The organism is Mycobacterium sp. NGS62, from assembly GCF_059812285.1.
This window is the reverse complement of the sequence record NZ_JCALCK010000019.1, coordinates 1-19,621: the sequence shown is the minus strand read 5'-3', so window position 1 is coordinate 19,621 and position 19,621 is coordinate 1. Positions and strand designations below refer to the sequence as shown.

At 65.6% G+C, this 19,621-nt stretch carries 19 protein-coding genes; 10 read left to right on the top strand and 9 right to left on the bottom strand.

Going from position 1 to position 19,621, the window contains the following annotated elements; all coding sequences use genetic code 11:
• Positions 1 to 19: 19 nt before the first annotated feature.
• Genes AC5Y49_RS23445 through AC5Y49_RS23420 form a run of 6 tightly spaced genes read right to left on the bottom strand, consistent with a single transcriptional unit; the run spans position 20 to position 5,882 of the window.
• Complete coding sequence (locus AC5Y49_RS23445; protein ID WP_499891778.1) at positions 20 to 1,246, bottom strand: amidohydrolase; 1,227 nt, start codon at positions 1,244 to 1,246, stop codon at positions 20 to 22.
• Positions 1,247 to 1,249: 3 nt separating this feature from the next.
• Entirely contained in the window at positions 1,250 to 3,490 is a 2,241-nt protein-coding gene (locus tag AC5Y49_RS23440) for a SpoIIE family protein phosphatase (RefSeq protein ID WP_499891777.1), read from the bottom strand.
• A 52-nt stretch (positions 3,491 to 3,542) separates the two neighbouring features.
• Positions 3,543 to 4,169, bottom strand: coding sequence for a SpoIIE family protein phosphatase (locus AC5Y49_RS23435; RefSeq protein WP_499891776.1), 627 nt, complete (start codon positions 4,167 to 4,169; stop codon positions 3,543 to 3,545).
• A complete protein-coding gene (locus AC5Y49_RS23430; RefSeq protein ID WP_499891775.1) occupies positions 4,162 to 4,572 on the bottom strand; it encodes an anti-sigma regulatory factor in 411 nt (136 codons plus the stop codon). The genes AC5Y49_RS23435 and AC5Y49_RS23430 overlap by 8 nt, the downstream gene beginning before the upstream one ends.
• On the bottom strand, positions 4,562 to 4,948 hold the full coding sequence (locus AC5Y49_RS23425; protein WP_065015748.1) for an STAS domain-containing protein: 387 nt from the start codon (positions 4,946 to 4,948) through the stop codon (positions 4,562 to 4,564). Before AC5Y49_RS23425 ends, AC5Y49_RS23430 begins: the two co-directional genes overlap by 11 nt.
• A gap of 31 nt (positions 4,949 to 4,979) precedes the next feature.
• Positions 4,980 to 5,882 carry an STAS domain-containing protein gene (locus AC5Y49_RS23420; RefSeq protein ID WP_499891774.1) on the bottom strand — a complete coding sequence of 301 codons (903 nt, stop codon included), beginning with the start codon at positions 5,880 to 5,882 and terminating at the stop codon, positions 4,980 to 4,982.
• A gap of 175 nt (positions 5,883 to 6,057) precedes the next feature.
• On the opposite strand from AC5Y49_RS23420, the gene AC5Y49_RS23415 reads away from it, so the two are divergent.
• The gene (locus AC5Y49_RS23415) at positions 6,058 to 6,420 is read left to right on the top strand and encodes an STAS domain-containing protein (protein WP_499891773.1); all 363 of its coding nucleotides are present in this window, start codon (positions 6,058 to 6,060) and stop codon (positions 6,418 to 6,420) included.
• A 13-nt stretch (positions 6,421 to 6,433) separates the two neighbouring features.
• Here AC5Y49_RS23415 and AC5Y49_RS23410 read toward each other — a convergent pair whose 3' ends face one another.
• Positions 6,434 to 7,609, bottom strand: a complete 1,176-nt coding sequence (locus AC5Y49_RS23410; RefSeq protein ID WP_499891772.1) for an acyl-CoA dehydrogenase family protein — start codon at positions 7,607 to 7,609, stop codon at positions 6,434 to 6,436.
• A complete protein-coding gene (locus AC5Y49_RS23405) occupies positions 7,606 to 8,604 on the bottom strand; it encodes a phosphotransferase family protein (RefSeq protein ID WP_499891783.1) in 999 nt (332 codons plus the stop codon). Before AC5Y49_RS23405 ends, AC5Y49_RS23410 begins: the two co-directional genes overlap by 4 nt.
• Before the next feature lie 63 nt (positions 8,605 to 8,667).
• On the opposite strand from AC5Y49_RS23405, the gene AC5Y49_RS23400 reads away from it, so the two are divergent.
• The 8 genes from AC5Y49_RS23400 (at position 8,668) to AC5Y49_RS23365 (ending at position 17,080) form a co-directional block, all read left to right on the top strand.
• Entirely contained in the window at positions 8,668 to 9,054 is a 387-nt protein-coding gene (locus tag AC5Y49_RS23400) for a nuclear transport factor 2 family protein (RefSeq protein ID WP_499891771.1), read from the top strand.
• A gap of 184 nt (positions 9,055 to 9,238) precedes the next feature.
• Positions 9,239 to 9,505, top strand: coding sequence for a hypothetical protein (locus AC5Y49_RS23395; RefSeq protein WP_499891782.1), 267 nt, complete (start codon positions 9,239 to 9,241; stop codon positions 9,503 to 9,505).
• Positions 9,502 to 9,657, top strand: coding sequence for a DUF6131 family protein (locus tag AC5Y49_RS23390; RefSeq protein WP_499891770.1), 156 nt, complete (start codon positions 9,502 to 9,504; stop codon positions 9,655 to 9,657). Before AC5Y49_RS23395 ends, AC5Y49_RS23390 begins: the two co-directional genes overlap by 4 nt.
• A 114-nt stretch (positions 9,658 to 9,771) precedes the next feature.
• Positions 9,772 to 10,476: a response regulator transcription factor gene (locus tag AC5Y49_RS23385; RefSeq protein WP_499891781.1), complete on the top strand. Its 705-nt coding sequence runs from the start codon at positions 9,772 to 9,774 to the stop codon at positions 10,474 to 10,476.
• Complete coding sequence (locus AC5Y49_RS23380) at positions 10,454 to 11,968, top strand: sensor histidine kinase (protein ID WP_499891769.1); 1,515 nt, start codon at positions 10,454 to 10,456, stop codon at positions 11,966 to 11,968. The genes AC5Y49_RS23385 and AC5Y49_RS23380 overlap by 23 nt, the downstream gene beginning before the upstream one ends.
• Before the next feature lie 20 nt (positions 11,969 to 11,988).
• On the top strand, positions 11,989 to 13,878 hold the full coding sequence (locus AC5Y49_RS23375) for a mannosyltransferase YkcB-related protein (protein WP_499891768.1): 1,890 nt from the start codon (positions 11,989 to 11,991) through the stop codon (positions 13,876 to 13,878).
• A gap of 68 nt (positions 13,879 to 13,946) precedes the next feature.
• Complete coding sequence (locus AC5Y49_RS23370) at positions 13,947 to 15,188, top strand: bifunctional glycosyltransferase family 2/GtrA family protein (protein WP_499891780.1); 1,242 nt, start codon at positions 13,947 to 13,949, stop codon at positions 15,186 to 15,188.
• Positions 15,185 to 17,080, top strand: a complete 1,896-nt coding sequence (locus AC5Y49_RS23365; protein ID WP_499891767.1) for an ArnT family glycosyltransferase — start codon at positions 15,185 to 15,187, stop codon at positions 17,078 to 17,080. Before AC5Y49_RS23370 ends, AC5Y49_RS23365 begins: the two co-directional genes overlap by 4 nt.
• Before the next feature lie 15 nt (positions 17,081 to 17,095).
• Here the strand turns inward: AC5Y49_RS23365 and AC5Y49_RS23360 are convergent, their stop codons facing one another.
• Positions 17,096 to 17,578 (bottom strand): lipoprotein LpqH, encoded by a 483-nt coding sequence (locus AC5Y49_RS23360; RefSeq protein ID WP_499891766.1) that lies wholly within the window; start codon positions 17,576 to 17,578, stop codon positions 17,096 to 17,098.
• A gap of 197 nt (positions 17,579 to 17,775) precedes the next feature.
• Between AC5Y49_RS23360 and AC5Y49_RS23355 the strand changes: the two genes are divergently transcribed.
• Positions 17,776 to 19,621, top strand: a 1,846-nt coding sequence (locus AC5Y49_RS23355) for an alkyl/aryl-sulfatase (RefSeq protein WP_499891779.1), incomplete at its 3' end; no start/stop codon positions are given.

Sequence of the window (19,621 nt, the reverse complement as noted above, 5' to 3'; positions counted from 1 at the left end):
ATGCCCCTAGTCCCGGCGCTCAAGTACCGAGCAACTCCAGCATCAGGCGGCTGGCGACCTTCGCCCCGAACGGGATGGCCGCGAGGTCGACGACATAGTCCGGGCTGTGCGGCGAATAGGGCACCAACTTGCCGGCCGCAGCAGCCTCGGCGTAGACCTGCGGGTCGGCGACACCGACCAGCAGGTAACTCAACGGAACGTCGGTGTGCGGACCTTTGAGCAGATGGCAGTCCTCCGAACCCGCCAGCGGCGGGAAATCCGTCACGACGTTCTGCGAACCGATCACCCCGCCAAGCGCCGTGGCCAACCGCTCGCAGAGGCGGTCGTCGTTGACCAGCGGGGTGGACCCGCCCTTCATCGTGATCACCGGCAGCTGGTCCTCCGACATCCCGTAGGTGCGAGCGACGCCGTCGCTGACCGCCCTCACCCCGCCCAGCAGTTGCTCGCGGACGTGCGGGCTGAACCAGCGCAGGTTCGCCTTCACCAGCGCCTGGTCCGGGATGACGTTGTAGGCCGAGCCGGCTTGCACCGAACCCACGGTCAGCACGGCGGTGTCCTGCGGTGCGATCGTTCGGCTGACGATCGTCTGGAATTCGACGACGGCCAGGGCGGCCATCAGCACCGGATCTTTGGTCAGCTGCGGCATCGACCCGTGACCGCCGACACCCTTGAACAGGATGTCGAGCTGGTCGGTGCCGGCCATCTTGGTGCCACTGGAGGCGACGACCATGCCGAGTGGGCCGGGCGCGGTGTGCATGCCGACCAGGAAGTCCGGCTTGGGCACGACGTCATACAAGCCGTCGTCGACCATGGCCTGCGCGCCGGCGATCAACTCTTCGGCCGGTTGGCCGATCAGCACCGCGGTGCCCGACCATGAGCTGGTGGTCTGCGCCAGCACGTCTGCCATCCCCAGCATCCAGGTCACATGGGCGTCGTGACCGCACACGTGCGCGGCCGCCCCGGTGCTTGCATAGTCCAAGCCGGTGGCTTCCTCGACCGCCAGCGCATCCATGTCGGCGCGATACATCACGGTGGGGCCCGCTCCGTTGCGCAGGATTGCCGCGACACCGGTTCCGCCGATCCCGGCGTGCACGGCGAAACCCAGCGCGGTCAATGTTTGCGCGACGATTCCCGCGGTGCGTGTTTCCGTGAAACCCAATTCGGGATGGCGGTGAATGTCTTTGAACACCTCGACCAGTCGTGCCGTCGCGTCATCGACAAGTGGGTCGACGAACTCGTACGGCACCGGTCAGCTCCCCTCCGAGGCGGCATGGGCGCGCTGCTCGGCGGGCAATCGGAAGGTCATCTCGACCGTCGTCCCCGACGGTGTGCAGTCCAACTCCAGCCAGTCGCTCACCGAACGGATCAGCAGCAGCCCCCGTCCACGGTTGCCCGGGTCGGACGCCGCAGGTTTCCACGAGCCGGAATCGGTGATGCGGATCTGCAGCTCCGCTCCGTCAGATCCAGCGTCCACCCGGACCTTGCCCGGGCGGTGTCCCCGATACCCGTGCTCGATGCTGTTCGCGCAGGCCTCGTTGACCGCCAAGACGACGTCGGCGATCAACTCCTCTGAAACAGCAGAGTCGCGCATCCACGCCGTGAGCCGATGCCGGATATCGGCCAATTCATCTGCAAGCGCCTCAGTTTCGATGCTCAACGAGGCATACGGGTGTCGATAAACCAGAATCGCCACGTCGTCGTCGTATCCTCCCGGCGGCGCCATCGCGGCCAGCGCGGCATCAGCTACGGCGTCGACCGTCAGATTCATTCCGTCGACCACGACGTCTGCCACGCGTGCGATACCGTCGTCGATCGACGCATCCCGTCGCTCCACCAAACCGTCGGTGTACAACATCAATGTGGATCCGGGGCTCAGCACGGCCGATGCTTGACGGCGAGAACTGTTGCTGTGCACGGCGATCGGTACCGATTGGGCATCTGACAGCAATGTCGGCTCGGACTGTGGTGCCACCAGCAGGGCTGGCAGGTGCCCGGCGCTGCTGTAACGCAACTCGCCCGATTCGGTATCGAGGATGCCGACAAACACGGTGGTGCAGAAGGCGTCCGGGATGAACTCGGCGGCGGAGTCGAGTTGTTCGAGCACCATGGCTGGTTCGGTGTTGGTCAGCAACAGAGCCCGTGCTGAGCTGCGTAGCTGCCCCATCACCGCGGCGGCGGGCAGGCCACGCCCGACACAGTCGCCGACGATGATGCCGATTCGTTTTTCGCCGACCGGCAACACCTCATACCAGTCGCCGCCGATCTCCAGTGGCAGCACGGCGGGTTCGTAGCGCACCGCGAAGCCCCGCGGTGGATCCATGGTGGGCAGCATGACTCGCTGAAGTGTCAGCGATGTCTCGCGGGCGCTCTCGAACTGGCGGACATGCTGGACTGCCAGGCTGAGGTGTCCGACCAGTACCGTGACCAGCAGCCGATCCTCGGCACTGACCCGGCGAGGTTCGCGGAGCTCCAACCACATTGCCACGTCGCCACTTCCGGAGAGCACCGCGACGATCCCGCGTGACTTCCCGGGAATGTCTGCCGACTCGATCGGCTGCACGGTGAGCGGCAACTGGTGGCGGGACTGTTGAAAAGTCTCCTGCAGCGACGGATCGAGGTCGTGCCAGGATGGTGCGGCCTGCTCCCCTGCCACCTGGACGATCGGGTCGCCCCCGTTGGTGGGCCAGGTGACGGCCACTACGCGCGTGACGTCGATCGCGGTTCGGCACTCGTCGAGGGTGATCGACAGCACCTCAGCCACGCTTTTCGCCACGCCTACGGCGGTGGCCAGGCGCAAGACCGCGCTTTCCCGCGCGGCAAAGGCGCGCTCCGCGGTGATGTCGCGAATCGTTCCGACATACACCGGCCCGTCGACGCCTTGTGTCGCGACCGTACTGATGTTTACCGCGACCCATGCCAGTCGGCCGTCGCGATGGCGGATCGGAGTCTCGTACTGCACTTGGCTTTCGGTGCCCAACCGGGACTGCTGGACCCGCGCCGCCTTTTTGTCGACCAGCCAGGGGTGCGGCCACCGATACGGCGCGTCGTAGGAGGGGTACCCGGTGATCCTGCTGAATGCCTCGTTGATTTCGATGACGGCGCCAGTGTCGTCGGCGACGAAGAATCCCTCCTGCAGCGAATTGACCAGTGCATTGCGGAACTCGTCGCGATCGGCGAGATCTTGGGCGCGGGCTCGCTGCTCCTCGTAACGTCTTGTGCCATCAAGGAACCCGCGCGTCGCGACGTCCAGCGGCGCGAAGGTTTGCAGCAAGAATTCCAGAGCCGCCGATCTGTCAACGGCCGATTCCTTCGAGAGTTCGTCGTTGACCAGCCGGAAGTGGTTCTCGATGATCTCGAGCATGCTGATGCGCTCTTGCAGGGCACGACGTCCGAGCTCCTCAGCGACGGCAAGGCTCGCTTCGGTGCGCGCCTCCAGGTAAGACCGCAGCGCGGCGGCATACGCGACGTGGAAGTCGTAGGCGTTCGTCATCGGCGCCACTCCTCGATCCCGGCTACGCCGGCATCATCGTCGTCGGCGCGCGTCATCCCGATGCGCCTCGGTGTCGCGCGGTCAGCACCAACGCATCGTCGTTATCCTTGCTGTGCCGACTCATGATCTGTTCGGCGATCACGAAAGCAGGTGCGGCGAAATCGATGTCGTCGAGATGGTCGTCGGCGATGCCGTCGCTGGCGATGACGAGCAGATCACCGGGACGGATTGTGGCATCCTGCGGTCTGAGGACTTCGGGGAGTCGGTATCCGACGATGCCGCCGACGAGCCGCGCCGACGACCGCACGTGGACACCGCCCGGCTTTTTGGCCACGAGGTTGGCGCTGACGTTGCCAATGCCGATCCAGCGGAGCGTGTTGGACGGAAAGTCGATCTGCGCCAATGTCATTGCCGCGCCCCTGGTGTCGGCCATTGCGTGGTGGCAGCGCCGGACCAGGACATCGAGCGGCTCGGCGCAGGCTTCCCGCAGGACTTCGACCCCGCACAGCGCCGCTCTTGCCGCTTCGGTGCCGTGACCGAGCCCGTCCACCACGCCGACCAACGCCCCGGTTCCGTTGACGGGAACTGCGATCGGACGGTCGCCGCAAACCTGCTCGCCCGGTCGGGGTCGAGCTTTGGCCGCCCATTCGAACGGTCCGAGCCAGCCGTGTTCAGCCATTGGGCGGAATCCACTTCCACATCTCGATGGTCGTCCCCTCGCCGGGGGTGGAGTCCACGATCAGCCGGTCCATCAGGCGGCGCGCGCCGGGCAGGCCCATGCCCAGACCACGGCCCGTCGAATACCCGTCCTCGAGCGCCCTTTCGATGTTGGCGATGCCGGGGCCCTGGTCTTCGGCGCGCACTACCAACGCCTTTCGTTCCTCCCGGTCGGCCACCATGACTCGTACCGCGCCGCGACCGGCGTAGCTGGTGATGTTGCGTGCGATTTCGGAGATCGCCGTGGCGATCATGGTCACGTCGGTCAGGGAGAAACCGAGCTCGCGGGCCAGATGATGTCCGGCCTGACGCGCGGAGACGATGTCGTCTGGATTATCGATGCCGACTAGCACGTCATCCAGCACCGTCGGGTCCGATCGGTTTGCGCAGGCCCAGTTGCCGATTCAGCAGTGCGAGACCTTCTTCCAGGTCCAGGGCGGTGTACATGTCGTCGAACACCAGCCCAAGCTGGACCATGGCGAATGCCACCTCGGGCTGCAGGCCCACGATCACGGTGTCCGCACCGCGCAGCCGGGTCATGTGCGCGATGGTGCGCAGCGACCGGGCGGCGAACGAGTCCATCACGTCAATGGCGGTGACGTCGACGATGATTCCCTGCGCGCGAAACCGGCTCACGCGTTCCATCAGGTCTTCGCGGAGCCGTTCGGTGTCGGAGTCGGTCAGGGCGGCCTGCACCGAAGCGATGAGGATCGCGCCCTGTTTCAGGATGGGTACCGGCATAGGCGCTCTCAATTGCTCCTTATCGCTGTGCTCACCCGCTCTGCTCGCCGGTACGGGAGACTTCGTAGCCCAGCAGTCGTTCGGCTTCTTCGATGCCGCCCTGCAGGTCACCGACGGCGTTCATCTTGGAAAGGTCGAGCCCGATGGTCACTAGGGTCAGCGCGATCTCCGACGACAGGCCGGTGATGATCACGCTGGCGCCCATCAGTCCGGACGCGTCGACTGTCTGCACCAAGTGGTTGGCCACCGTGGAGTCGATGGTGGGGACACCGGTGACGTCGATGACGACGACCTTGGCCCGGTTGGCCCGAATCGCGCGCAGCAGTTGCTCGGTGACCTGCCGGGCGCGCTGGCTGTCAAGGATGCCGATGATGGGCAGGATCAGCAGCTGTTCACGCACTTGCAGTACCGGCGTGGACAGCTCGCGGATGGCCTCCTGCTGTTGGCGGATGATGCGCTCGCGCTCCTGGACGAAGCTCACCGCGACGGTGTTGGCGATCCGGTTGGCGGCCGGCTCATAGGCGTCGAGTACCCGGTTGAGCAGGTCGAAGTCGGTCTGGTACTTCTCGAACAACGAGCGGGCGAGCACGTCGCGCAGCAGCAGCACGATGCCGACGACCTCGTGCGTTTCCACCCCACGCGGAATGATCCGTTCGGACAAGTCTCGCGCGTAGTCCTGCAGCGCTTCGACGCTTCCGGTCTCGAGCACTTCGACGTAGTTGTCGTAGACAGCGGTGGCTTCGGAGAAGATCTCCTCCGGCGTCATTGCGGTCAGCAACTCCGCCTCGGTGATGCGCCGGGCCCATTCCTCACGCAGGGTGCTGCGGTTCTGCCGCAGATGCTGAACCAGTTGCGGCAGCAAACCCTCGCTGGAGACGCCCACCGTCTGCGTGACGGCGTTAGTCCCTACAAAACCTAGCGACGGATCCGACATCGAACCTCCCGCTCTCGGCGATACCCAACGGCAGCCCGCACACGTTGGGGCAAGAGTAACTTAGTCTCCGCGGGGCAGCCGGTGAAGTACTATTTCAAGCAGATTGCGACGGCGGGTCATGGGTCGGCACCGTCCCCGCCACGAGCGATACCACGCCACACAATAAGGATGGCCGTTGTCTGCTCCAGTTCCGATCACCACATCCATTGGGCACCGTAATGGGGTCACGGTGGTCAGCGTCGGCGGTGAAATCGATTTGAGTACCGCGGCCGCATTCGAGGCGGCGATCGCAGGCGCGCTTGCCGAGGATCCGACGGTACTCGTCATCGAACTGTCCGCCGTGCAATTCATGGCGTCGGCGGGGCTCCGGATTCTGGTGGCCACTCAGGAGAAGGTCAGCAAATCGGCTCAAGTGGCGTTGGTGGCGAACAATGCGGCCACGAATAGGCCGATTCAGTTGACCGGTCTGGACAAGGTCTTCTCGATGTACCCGACGTTGGATGACGCGTTGACGGCGGTGCAGCTGACGGCGGACTAGTCGGCGCGCCCGGTCACGGTGTGCGCAGCACCCGGCGGGCGATCGCGTACTTGTGCACCTCGGTCGGGCCGTCGTAGAGCCGGAAGGCCCGCATGTCGGAAAAGATCATCCCGACCGGTGTCTCATCCGAGATGCCGATGCCGCCGAGGATCTGTACGCAGCGGTCGGCGACCTTGAACAATTCCTCGGATACGTAGGCCTTCACCATCGAGCTTTCGTGTCGGCCCTTGCTGCCGTTGTCCAGGGTCCAGCAGGCCCACCAGATCGCCAGCCGGCATTGCTGCAAGGCGATCTCGTTGTCGGCGATCATGAAGCCCACGCCTTGGTGCTCGCCGAGTGGCTTGCCGAAAGCGGTGCGGGTGCGGGCGTGCTGCACTGCGATCGACTGTGCGCGCGTCGCGGCGCCCAGCCATCGCATGCAATGCGTCAACCGGGCCGGGGCCAGTCGCAGTTGCGCGTAGCGCAGCGCTTGGCCCACCTCCCCGAGCACCGCCGATGCCGGTAGCCGCAAGCCGGTGAAGCGCACCACGCCGTGGCCCTCGACGTAGTTGCGGTCCATCGTCGACATCACCCGTTCGAGCTCGATGCCCGGCGTTGCGCCGTCGCACAGGAACAGCGTCGGGCCGTCCGGTCCGTGCGGGTTCGGCGCAACCCGCGCCATGATGATCCAGGTGCGTGCGCCGTGCGCCCCGGTGATCAGCCACTTGAGTCCGTTGATCACGTAGTGGTCGCCGTCGAACTCGGCTGTGGTCGCCAGTTGGTCGGGATCGGAACCGGCGCCGTCCGGCTCGGTCATCGCGAACACCGACCGCTGCCGTCCGTCGATGACCGGTACCAGGAACTGTTCTGCCTGGTGTTGGGTGGCGACCTTGCCGAGCAGGTACATGTTGCCCTCGTCGGGGGCGGCACAGTTGAGCGCCACCGGACCCAGCGTCGACCAACCGGCCGCTTCGAACAGCACCGCCTGCTCGCGGTGTGACGGCTCCCGACCGCCGAAACACTTGGGCGCCTGGAAGGTCAGGAGCCCCGCCTTTCGGGCCAGCTCCACCAACTCGGCCCGCAGATCGTCGTCAGGTCCGTGGCGGGTCAGCCGCGGATCTGTCTCGTACGGCACCACCTGCTCGCTGACGAATGCCCGGATCTCGTCGCGCTGGGCCGCCAAGTCGGCGGGTATGTCGAAGTCGATCAATGTTGCTCGTCCATCAGCATCAGCGCCTGCTCGAACAGTTTCACCGTGGCCGCGTGGAGTTGGTCGCCGACCTCCCGCGGCGCCTTGCCGGCACAGGCGCGTGCCAGCGTGCCCTCGATCACGATGCCGAGCTTGAAGCAGGCCAGCACGGTGTACCAGGTGATCTGCGACAGGTCGCGGGTGGTGTTGCGCGCGTAGCGCTCGATCAGGTCCTCGGCGCTGGCCAAACCCCCGACCTCGGTGAGCGTGTGGGCGAACACGCTGGATCCGTCGGTCTGCCGCCACGTGGCAAGCAGCCAGCCCAAGTCCAGCAGCGGGTCGCCGATCGTGCACATCTCCCAGTCCACGATCGCGAAGACTTCCGGGCCGGTTCGGGAAAACATCACGTTGGCGGCGTGGTAGTCACCATGCAGGATGCCCGGTTTCCAGTGCGACGGCCGGTGTTCGTCGAGCCATTTCGCGACGTCGTCGACGCCGGGAATGTCGGGTCCGGGATAGTTCTCGAATTCGCTGTAGGACTCCAGCTCTGAAAGCCACCGCGGCACTTGGCGTTCCAAGAAGCCCTCCGGCTTGCCGAAATCGGCCAGACCGACAGCGACATGGTCGACGGCGCCCAGCCTGGCCAGCGCATCAGCCATCGACAGCCCCATCCCGAACCGCACGCTGGGATCGCCGGCATGCAGCGGCGGCAGCTCTTCGCCGGCATTGAATCCGTCGACGGGCTCCATCAGATAGAAGACAGCGTCGCCGAGCACGCCCGCGTCATCGCAGGTGGCAATCAGACCCGGGTGCGGTACGTCGGAACCGGCCAGCGCCGCCAATACCCGGGTTTCCCGCAGAATCACGGTATTGCTGCGCGGGCGCAGGTGTTGGGGCCCGCGCCGCAGCACGTAAGACCGTCCGGCCCGGGTGAACCGCAGCATGATGTTCTGCGTTCCGCCGCTGAGCTCGGAAATATCTTCCAGCGGCCCTTCGCCCAGGCCATGCTGCGACATCCAGTCCGCGACCGCTTCCAGGTTCTCCACGCTGCTGAAGCTACCGTCTGCAAGGATCGCGCTATGACGCCACCCGTGATGCAGCGTTGGGTCGAAATCGTCGAGGCCGGCCGGGTCGACGAAATCGGCGAATTGCTGGCCGACGACGCCGTCTTTTATTCGCCGGCCGTTTTCACTCCGCAGGAAGGCCGCACGAAAGCCGTTGCGTACCTGACAGCGGCAGGAAAATTGTTCGCAAACAGCGACTTTCACTATGTCGAGCAATGGCACAACGACCGCTCGGCAATATTGGAATTCGCCGCGAATATCGACGGGGTCTACGTCAACGGCATCGACATGGTGCATTGGAATGACGACGAAAAGATCGTCTCGGTCAAGGTCATGATGCGGCCATTCAAGGCGCTGCAGGCGGTCATCCCGAAGATGGCTGAGCTGCTCGGCTACAGCTGACGACGGTACCCACGCTGTCAGCCACCGCGCGCGGTCCACACCCGGATTGGAAGGGGCCGTTAGGGATACAGGCCACGTGTTTTCTCCTCAACCGAGGATTGTCTCGCTACGGCCAACTGCGGCCAGGTTTTGAAGCCGAGCCGGCAGGGTAAACACGGGTCCAACAGTGCATTGTGTGGACACAATGGAGGTCGCAGTGCGGTATAGCGGAGCTATCGGCACGATTGTGCTGGTATGGCTAATCATCGGAGTCATTGCTGCTTGGCAGCGGGACTACTTCAAAGGCGGTGACACGAGTTGCGCCTCGGCGGGGACGATCGCGCTCACCGTAATTGCCGGACCGCTCAACTACGCCGGCGTCAACCCGAAAGTGGCGGACTGTCAGTTGCCGCAGCCCAGTTCGATGCCCGCAATTGACATCGAACACCTCGTTGAAATGGAGATGTCATGATCGTCCTCGGAATCATCCTGTTGATCCTCGGATTCGTGTTCGGCATCCACTTGTTATGGGTGCTTGGGATCATCTTGCTCGTCATCGGCGCAATCTTCTGGGTCCTGGGCAGCGTCGGCCGCCCGGTCGGCGGCCGCCGATACTGGTATTAGCCCGGTCGACCGGGGCTCACAGCCCGCGCATAGGAGTGCCACAGTAGCGGCTCATCCGGGCGCGCATACTTGGGAACTGTGAGCCAATCCCCGGCATCGGCCGAGCGTGTGGTGATGCGCCGGGCCGACGGTAACCCGATCAATGTGCTGGTGGTCGACGACGAGGCCGTGCTGGCTGAAATGGTGTCGATGGCGCTGCGCTACGAAGGCTGGAACATCGCCACTGCCGGTGATGGCTCGTCGGCCCTGGCCGCGGCCCGTGCCCAGCGCCCAGACGTCGTCGTCCTGGACATCATGCTGCCGGACATGAGCGGGCTCGACGTATTACGCAAACTACGCGAACACACCCCCCAACTACCGGTGCTGCTGCTCACCGCCAAGGATGCGGTGGAGGATCGCATCGCCGGGCTCACCGCCGGCGGCGACGATTACGTCACCAAACCGTTCAGCCTGGAAGAAGTGGTGCTGCGACTGCGGGCGCTGTTGCGTCGCACCGGGGTGACGACGGTCGACAGCGGTGCGCAACTCGTCGTCGGCGACCTGGTTCTCGACGAAGACAGCCACGAGGTGACCCGCGCCGGAGATCCGATCTCGTTGACGTCCACCGAGTTCGAGCTGCTGCGGTTCATGATGCGCAACTCCAAGCGGGTGTTGAGCAAGGCACAGATCCTGGACCGGGTATGGAGCTACGACTTCGGCGGCCGGTCCAACATCGTCGAGCTCTACATCTCCTACCTGCGCAAGAAGGTCGACAACGGGCGCGAGCCCATGATCCATACGCTGCGTGGCGCGGGCTATGTCCTCAAGCCGGCCGGCTAGCGCTCGGCGAACCTGGTCGCTTCGGGTTCGGCTGCTGGTCGGCCAAGTCATCGTGCTGGCGATCGCGTGCGTGGGGATCGGGGCGGTTACCGAGCTCGCCCTGCATCAGTACCTGGTGGGGCAGGTCGACCAAGAACTACGCAAAGTCGCGCACCGCTCGGCGGACATCTACGGCGCACCGCCGCCACCACCGCTGCCGTGGCGGCACGACCGTCGTCGCCCGATCCACCGGCCCGGCCCGGGCCCGCTGTTCCTCGACGCGCCGGGTCAGCCCGTCGGCATCGTTGCGGCAGTGCTCGACAACGGCACCACGGTTGACGCCGGCTATCTCACCGGTCAGGGCGAGCGGGGAATGTTGACCGACGATGCCAAGGCGCAGCTACGCGAGGTCGCCGCGGGCCGCGGTCCGGTAACTCGTGATCTCGACGGCCTGGGGCGCTACCGAGTGGTCGCCACGCACGCACGGCGTGGCGGCAATGTCATCATCACCGGCTTGCCCTTGGCTAACGTCGACAACACCCTGATCCGGGTGCTGCTGATATTCGGGGTCGTGACGGTCGTTGCGGTGGCCGCCGCAACCACCGCCGGCGTGATGATCATCCGTCGTGCCCTGGCGCCGTTGACCCGGGTCGCACAAACCGCCGGGCAAGTGGTCGGCCTTCCGCTGGACCGCGGTGAAGTGGCGCTCCCGGTGCGGGTTCCTGAACCAGACGCCAACCCCTACACCGAGGTCGGACGGCTCGGGTTGGCGGTGAACCGGATGCTCGACCATATAGCCACCGCACTCTCGACGCGGCAGGCCAGCGAAACCCGAGTGCGGCAGTTCGTCGCCGACGCAAGCCACGAGTTGCGCACTCCGCTGGCGGCGATCCGTGGCTATGCCGAACTGGCGCAACGCATGCGGCCAAACGACGGTGACAGCGATGCGGTGGCGCACGCGTTGAGCCGGGTCGAATCCGAGACCGAGCGGATGACGCGCTTGGTGGAGGACTTGCTGCTGTTGGCCCGGTTGGACTCCGGCCGGCCGCTGGAGCGCGAGCGGGTGGATCTGTCCCGGCTGGCGGTCGACGCGGTCAGCGATGCGCACGTCGCCAGCCCGGATCATCAGTGGAAGCTCGACCTGCCCGCCGAGCCGGTGATCGTGGGCGGCGATGCCGCGCGGCTGCAGCAGGTCCTGGGCAACCTGCTCACCAACGCGCGCGTGCACACCGGACCGGGCACCGTGGTGACGACCCAATTGGCCGCCGACCCCACACACGCTGTGCTCAAGGTCATCGACAACGGCCCGGGCATCCCCGAGCAGCTGCAGTCCGAGGTGTTCGAGCGGTTCGCTCGCGGCGACACCTCGCGTTCCCGGACGGGCGGTAGCACCGGCCTCGGCCTGGCGATCGTCTCGGCGGTGATCCGGGCCCACCGCGGCACGATCGCGGTGCAGAGCGCCCCCGGTCACACCGAATTCATCGTGCGCCTTCCCTTCACAGCTGACGCATAGGTGCCACCCATCGTCGGCTCATGGAGGGCCGTGGCGATCGGGGCGTGACCCTCACTGCGGCCCGGCAATCGCCGGCGCGCGTGGGCGGATTCCCGCGCGTCTCCGGTGCGGTGATCGTCCTGCTGACCACTACGGCCCTGCTGTACCTGTGGAACCTGTCGGCGAGCGGATGGGCCAACGCCTTCTACACCGCCGCCGCGCAAGCCGGTGCGCAGAATCCGACTGCGTTTCTATTCGGGTCTACTGACGCCGCCAACTCGATCACGGTGGACAAGACACCGGCTGCACTGTGGGTGATCGGCGCCTCGGTGCGGTTGTTCGGCCTCAACTCGTGGAGCCTGCTGGTACCACAGGCGCTGGAAGGGGTGGCCGCGGTCGGAGTGCTGTATGCCGCGGTGCGCCGCACCGCTGGCGTGCCGGGCGGGCTACTCGCCGGGACCGTGCTGGCGCTGACACCGGTGGCAGCGCTGATGTTCCGCTACAACAATCCTGACGCGTTGCTGGTGCTGCTGTTAGTGATAGCGGCCTACTGTGTGCTGCGCTCGCTGGACGACGGTGCCGGCGCGTGGTGGTTGCCGTTGGCGGGTATTGCGGTCGGGTTTGGGTTCTTGACCAAGATGCTGCAGGCCTTGCTGGTGCTACCGGTGTTCGCCTTGGTGTATCTGCTCGCGGCGGCCGCGTCGCCGCGCACCCGGCTGCGACGGCTGCTGGGTGCGACGCTGGCGCTGCTGGTCTCGGCTGGGTGGTACCTACTGCTGGTTGAGGTGTGGCCGGCATCATCGCGACCGTATATCGGTGGTTCACAACACAACTCGATCCTCGAACTCACGCTGGGCTACAACGGGCTCGGCCGGCTGACCGGCGACGAGGTTGGAGGGCTGGGAAACACCAACTTCGATGTCGGCGCCGGCCGCCTGTTCGGCCCCTCGATGGGAGGACAGATCAGCTGGCTGTTGCCCGCAGCGGTGATCGCGATCGCCGCCGGGTTATGGATCACCCGCCATGCCCCACGCACCGATACCGTTCGCGCCGCCCTGTTGTTGTGGGGCGGTTGGCTGGTGGTGACCGGTGCGGTGGTCAGCTACGCCAATGGGATCGTGCACTCCTATTACACGGTGGCGTTGGCGCCGGCGGTTGCCGCCGGTATCGGCATCGGATCCGCTTTATTGTGGCGGCATCGAGACGACCTCGGCGCCGCGTGCACGCTCGCAGCCATGGTGATCAGTACGACGGTGTGGGATTATGTTCTGCTGGAACGGGTTTCATCATGGTTGCCGTGGCTGCGGTTCACGATTTTGGGCAGTGGTCTAACCGTCGGCCTGCTGATGCTCGCCGCCAGTAGGCTCACGGCTCCCGCGGCGCGCGTACTGGCGGCGGTTGCGGTGGTGGTGTCGCTGGCCGGTCCGACCGCATACTCGCTGGCGACGGTGGCTACGCCGCACGACGGTGCCGTTCCGTCCGCCGGCCCCCGCACACATCGCTGGCACCATGGCGGTCCGCCCCCGCCGGCCTGCGGTGGTCCGGTCGGCCTGCTCGCCTCACCAAAACCCTCTGCCGCCTTGACAGCGTTGCTGCGCACCGACGCCGGGCGCTACACCTGGGCGGCCGCCACGGTCGGGTCGAACAACGCGGCTGGTTACCAATTGGCCACTGGCACACCGGTGATGGCTGTCGGCGGGTACAACGGCACCGATCCGTCCCCGACGCCGGCCCAGTTCCGGGATTACGTCGCACGAGGCCGCATCCATTACTTCGTCGGCGGCGCCATGATGCGGCACCGGCATGCAACGCCGACCGGCGGCGACGACGCCAACCGCATCGCGCAATGGGTGGCGGCGAACTACCCGGCGCGGACCATCGACGGGGTAGCGGTATACGACCTGTCCCACGGATCCACAGCGGGCGCATAACAATCGCCCACTCAACCCCCACACCCGACCCCCAGGATCGAGGAATGACGATCGCAGTGACCCCCGGCATGCCCGGTCCCGAATTCGCCGTGCGGGCCAACGCCGCACTGATCGCAGCCCAACGCGGCGCTCCGGTGCTTGACGTCGTGGTTCCGGTGTACAACGAAGAAGCCGCCCTTGCTGATTCGGTCCGTCGTCTGCATCGTTATCTGTCCGAGGAGTTGCCCTTCACGTTCCGGATCACCATCGCCGACAACGCCAGTACGGATGCCACTCCGGTTATCGCGGAGTCGTTAGCTGACCAGATCACCGAAGTTCGGTCGGTTCGGCTGGAACAGAAAGGCCGCGGTCGCGCCCTGCATGCGGTGTGGTCGGAATCCGATGCTCCAGTGTTGGCATACATGGACGTCGATTTGTCGACCGACCTGGCCGCGCTGGCACCGTTGGTGGCGCCACTGATTTCCGGGCATTCCGACCTGGCCATCGGGACTCGGCTCGGACGGGGTTCACGGGTGGTGCGGGGGGCAAAGCGCGAGATGATCTCTCGTTGCTACAACTTGATTCTGCGGTCGACGCTGGCGGCGCGATTCAGTGATGCCCAGTGCGGGTTCAAGGCGATCCGGTCAGACGTCGCGCGGCAACTGTTGCCGTATGTGGCCGATACCGGTTGGTTCTTCGATACCGAGTTGCTGGTGCTGGCCGAACGCAGCGGACTGCGTATCCACGAGGTGCCGGTGGACTGGGTCGACGATCCCGACAGCCGCGTCGACATCATCTCCACCGCACTGGCCGACCTCAAGGGCATCGCCCGGCTACTCAAAGGCTTTGCCGCCGGGCGGATCCCGGTTCAGGCGATCGGCGCGCAATTCGGCAGTCGAGCGGGTGCGCCACGTTCGCTGTTGAGCCAAAGCGTGCACTTCGCCACCGTCGGGCTCTGCAGCACGCTGGCCTACCTGGTGTTGTTCGTACTGCTGCGCCATTTGGGCCCCCAGCCCGCCAACCTGATCGCGCTGTTGGTAACGGCGGTGGGCAACACCGCCGCGAACCGTCGGTTCACGTTCGGGGTGCGGGGTCGCACCGGGGCGGCCAGGCACCAAGCCCAGGGACTGGTGGTGTTCGGCGTCGGCCTGCTGCTGACCAGCGGTTCGCTGGCAATCTTGCACGGCTTGACCGACCCGCATCGGGTGTTCGAGCTCGCCGTATTGGTGCTCGCCAACCTGGCGGCCACCGTGCTGCGGTTCGTACTCCTGCGCGACTGGGTGTTTCGCCCGCGACGCCGCGCTGCCCACACCGGGGAGGTCGGGCAATGACACTTGTGACAGACGCAGCACCAGCGCTGACATCGGCGCCGATGAGTCCGGGTCGCCAGTCGCGATGGGTGCGGCCGGCGCTATGGACGCTGCTGGCCGCAACGGCCGTTCTGTATCTGTGGGGCCTGGGCGCCGCCGGGTACGCCAACGAGTTCTACGCCGCCGCCGTGCAGGCCGGCACGCAAAGCTGGAAGGCGCTGTTGTTCGGCTCCCTGGATCCCGGCAACGCCATCACCGTCGACAAGCCCCCGGCTGCGATGTGGGTAATGGGATTATCTGGCCGGTTGTTCGGCTTCAACAGCTGGTCGATGCTGGCACCGCAGGCATTGATGGGAGTCGCTTCGGTGGCCCTGCTGTACGGCGCGGTGCGCCGAACCAGCGGTGCGGGCGCCGGTCTGCTCGCCGGTACGGCGCTGGCACTGACCCCGGTGGCGGCGTTGATGTTTCGGTTCAATAACCCCGATGCCCTGCTGGTCCTGCTCCTGGTAGTCACCGGGTATTGCGCCGTCCGCGCCCTCGATGCATCACCGAATCGGTGGGTCGCGCTGGCCGGTGTCGCGCTCGGTTTCGCGTTCTTGACCAAGCTGCTGCAGGCGTTGCTGGTGGCCCCGGCGTTGGCGTTGGTGGTCTTGGTAGCGGTACCGGGCAGCCTCTGGACCCGGCTGCGCACTCTGGTAATCGGGGTGGCCAGCATGATCGCCGCGAGTGGCTGGTTCCTCGCCCTGGTTAGCCTATGGCCCAAGGGGTCTCGGCCCTACATCGGCGGTTCCACCGACAACAGCCTGCTGCAGTTGGCCCTCGGTTACAACGGGATGGGCCGGGTATTCGGCGGCGACGGCAACCCCGTAGGTGGCCACGGTGGCGGGCCGGGCGGCGGCGGCCCTGGTGGGTCACCGATGTTCGGCGGTGCCGCCGGAGCTACCCGGATGTTCGGGCCTTCGATGGGGACCGAGATTTCCTGGCTGCTGCCCGCGGCGCTCATCGGGTTGGCTGCCGCCCTGTGGTTGATCCGAACCGCACCACGAACCGACCGCACCCGAGCCGGCCTGGTGCTCTGGGGCGGGTGGCTGCTGGTCACCGGCGGCGTGTTCAGCGTCATGCGCGGCATCATGCATCCCTATTACACGGTGGCGCTGGCACCCGCGGTCGCCGCGGTGGTGAGCATCGCTGCACGAGAACTGTGGCAACGCAGGCGGTCTACGACGGTCCGGGCCACGTTGGCTGCGATGGCCGCAGTCACGGGCGGATGGAATTTCGTCCTGCTCGACCGCACTCCGGAGTGGCTGCCCTGGCTGCGGTGGGTGGTGCTGGTCGGGTCGGTGGTGGTGGCATCGGTGCTGGTGATCGGTGGCCGCCAACTTGGACGCTACGCTGCGGCGGTAGCGGCGTTCGGGCTGCTGTTCGGCCTGGCGGGCACCGCCGCCTACACCATCGAAACCGTCCTCGCGAATCACGGTGGCGGAGTCCCGATCTCGGGGCCGCCGCGGCCTGACCGTGAATTCGGACCGCCCGGGCGCGGTCATGGCCACCGCCCGCCTTCCGACAACACCGCGCTGAAAGCGATGCTGACCGCAACCGACAACCGGTGGGCCGCTGCAACCATCGGCTCGCACAGTGTCGGCAGCCTGGAATTGAGCACCGGCAAGTCGGTCATGGCGATCGGCGGTTTCAGCGGCGCAGACAACTCGCCTACGCTCACCCAGTTCCAGCAATATGTTGTCGCCCACCAGGTCCGGTACTTCATCGAGGGCAACAACGCGCCTGGCCCCGGCGGCCCGCGTCACCACCGTGACGCTGCTAGCGCCGCAGCGCAGATCACGGCCTGGGTGAAGACGCATTACGCCCCGCGGAAGATCGGCGACAGCACGGTCTACGACCTTGCCGGAAAATAATTTCGTGTCGGAAACTTACGAACAGGTCACATCGATCTCGAAGGGTTTGTTGACCGACTGCATCGGGTTGGCCATGTCGACCCCGGTTGCCGTCCCGGTGATCTTGTAGCTGTTGCCGTCCTTGGTGGCGCTGGCGTTGCCCTGCCCGGCGCCCGGCATGTAACCGAGGGTCACGCCGTTGACATTGCCCAGACCGACCGACTTCACCTCGGGCGGGTTGGCATCAGTGAGAACCGCGGCGATACCGGACGTTTGCCCGCCGATGGCAATGTTGACGTGGCCGCCCGCAGTGCTGCACACCGTGGTGCCTTGAACGTTTTGGTCCTTGCCATCAATGGTGACTTTCGCATTCGACGCACCGGCTGAGCTCTGCGCCGATGTGCTGGATCCCTGCGACGATTCGGTACCGCTCGTCGTCGACTTGTTACTCGAACAGCCTGAGAGACCTACGATCACGATCGCCGACGCTGCTGCAGCGATTGTCACTGACCGATTCACCTGTTCTCCTTGGTAGTTGTGGCGGCCACCGTTAGCCGACCGTCCTGGCAGTATGCCGGGTGCGCCGACCGGGAGAACGAAATTGGCAAAATAACGATTCTTATACGCATTTTGACAATTCTCACTGTGAAAACCAATCCTGCAATTTCCCGAAATGTGTCGTAATGCTGCGGTCAGGACGGGTCGATGGCAATCTCATGACGGTGGGACAACAGCTTCCGGCCTCCGCTCTTCCTATCGATGACACAAGAGATTTCACCGACGCCGATCGGGGATTCATTGCGGCGTTGACGCCCTGCGTCATCAGGGCGGCCGACGGCCGCGTGGTCTGGGACAACGACGCTTACTCGTTTCTCACCGGCGACGCGCCGGCATCGGTGCACCCCAGCTTGTGGCGGCAGTCCACGCTGACCACCAAACAGGGCCTCTACGAAGTGGTCCCGGGCATCTATCAAGTCCGCGGCCTTGACATCTCCAATATCAGCTTCGTCGAGGGTGACACCGGCGTCATCGTCATCGACCCGCTGGTGTGCACCGAAGTGGCAGCGGCAGCTTTGACGTTGTACCGCACGCACCGTGGTGAGCGACCCGTGGTCGCGGTGATCTATACCCACAGTCACGTAGACCATTTCGGCGGCGTGTTAGGCGTCACCTCACAGGCGGAGGTGGATGACGGAAGGGTGGCGGTGCTGGCCCCGGCCGGGTTCACCGAGCACGCGGTGCAGGAAAACGTTTACGCCGGAACGGCGATGCTGCGGCGAGCCACCTACATGTACGGCACACCGTTGGCCCGCGGGCCGCAGGGCCATGTGGGTTGTGGACTCGGGCAAGCGCCGTCCACCGGAGAGGTTGCTCTGATACTCCCGACCGTAGACATCCAGTCCACCGGTGAGTCGCGTGTCATCGACGGCGTGCAGATCGAATTCCAGATGGCCCCGGGCACCGAAGCTCCCGCCGAGATGCACTTCTACTTTCCAGGATTCGGCGCCTTGTGCATGGCCGAGAACGCCACCCACAATCTGCACAACCTGCTGACTTTGCGCGGCGCGCTGGTACGTGATCCGCGTGCCTGGGCGGGATATCTCACCGAGGCGATCGACACCTTCGCCGAGCGTACCGACGTGGTATTTGCTTCTCACCATTGGCCGACCTGGGGGCGCGATCGGATTCTGGAGTTTCTGTCGCTGCAGCGCGACTTGTACGCCTACCTGCACGATCAGACACTGCGGCTGCTCAACCGGGGCCACACCGGCGCCGAGATCGCAGAGACGCTCGAATTGCCGCCTGCGCTGGAAAGGGCATGGCACACCCATGGCTACTACGGGTCGGTCAGCCACAACGTGAAGGCCATATACCAGCGCTACATGGGCTGGTTCGACGGCAACCCAGGCCGGCTTTGGCCGCATCCTCCCGAGGCCCTGGCCACCCGCTACGTCGACGCGATGGGTGGGATCGACCGGGTGGTAGAACTCGCCCGGCAGGCTTTCGACTCCGGTGATTTCCGTTGGGCGGCAACACTGCTCGACCATGCTGTATTCGCTGACAGCACCCATGCCGGCGCCCGGAACCTCTACGCCGACACTCTCGAGCAGCTGGCCTACGGCGCCGAGAACGCGACCTGGCGCAACTTCTTTCTGTGCGGCGCGCTCGAGCTGCGGGGCGGCAACTTCGGCACGGTCGGCCAGGTCGGTTCGCCATCCGTGCTGGCACAGCTTTCCCCGGAGCAGATTTTCGACGTGCTGGCCGCCAGCGTCAACGGGCCCCGCGCGTGGGCGCTCGATCTCGCCTTCGATGTTTCTTTCGCCGACTTGGGCGCCACCTATCGGCTGACGCTGCGCAACGGCGTGCTGGTACACCGCAAGGTTTCCGCCGAGGCCGCGACGGCGAACGCGACAGTGGCGTTGGAAACCAAGGCCCGGCTGCTGGCGGTCGCCGCAGGCGATTTCACCTCACCGGGCCTGGAGGTCTCCGGCGACCAGCAGGCGCTGCAGGCCTTCTTGGGCACCCTCGACCAACCCGACCCGGGTTTTGACATCGTCACGC

Coding starts and splice junctions, on each gene's coding strand:
- AC5Y49_RS23365 (WP_499891767.1), top strand. CDS start 15,185: ATGACACTTGTGACAGACGCAGCACCAGCGCTGACATCGGCGCCGATG.
- AC5Y49_RS23420 (WP_499891774.1), bottom strand. CDS start 5,882: ATGTCGGATCCGTCGCTAGGTTTTGTAGGGACTAACGCCGTCACGCAG.
- AC5Y49_RS23425 (WP_065015748.1), bottom strand. CDS start 4,948: ATGCCGGTACCCATCCTGAAACAGGGCGCGATCCTCATCGCTTCGGTG.
- AC5Y49_RS23435 (WP_499891776.1), bottom strand. CDS start 4,169: ATGGCTGAACACGGCTGGCTCGGACCGTTCGAATGGGCGGCCAAAGCT.
- AC5Y49_RS23385 (WP_499891781.1), top strand. CDS start 9,772: ATGCGCCGGGCCGACGGTAACCCGATCAATGTGCTGGTGGTCGACGAC.
- AC5Y49_RS23395 (WP_499891782.1), top strand. CDS start 9,239: ATGGAGGTCGCAGTGCGGTATAGCGGAGCTATCGGCACGATTGTGCTG.
- AC5Y49_RS23405 (WP_499891783.1), bottom strand. CDS start 8,604: ATGTCGCAGCATGGCCTGGGCGAAGGGCCGCTGGAAGATATTTCCGAG.
- AC5Y49_RS23370 (WP_499891780.1), top strand. CDS start 13,947: ATGCCCGGTCCCGAATTCGCCGTGCGGGCCAACGCCGCACTGATCGCA.
- AC5Y49_RS23390 (WP_499891770.1), top strand. CDS start 9,502: ATGATCGTCCTCGGAATCATCCTGTTGATCCTCGGATTCGTGTTCGGC.
- AC5Y49_RS23440 (WP_499891777.1), bottom strand. CDS start 3,490: ATGACGAACGCCTACGACTTCCACGTCGCGTATGCCGCCGCGCTGCGG.
- AC5Y49_RS23380 (WP_499891769.1), top strand. CDS start 10,454: ATGTCCTCAAGCCGGCCGGCTAGCGCTCGGCGAACCTGGTCGCTTCGG.
- AC5Y49_RS23400 (WP_499891771.1), top strand. CDS start 8,668: ATGACGCCACCCGTGATGCAGCGTTGGGTCGAAATCGTCGAGGCCGGC.
- AC5Y49_RS23375 (WP_499891768.1), top strand. CDS start 11,989: ATGGAGGGCCGTGGCGATCGGGGCGTGACCCTCACTGCGGCCCGGCAA.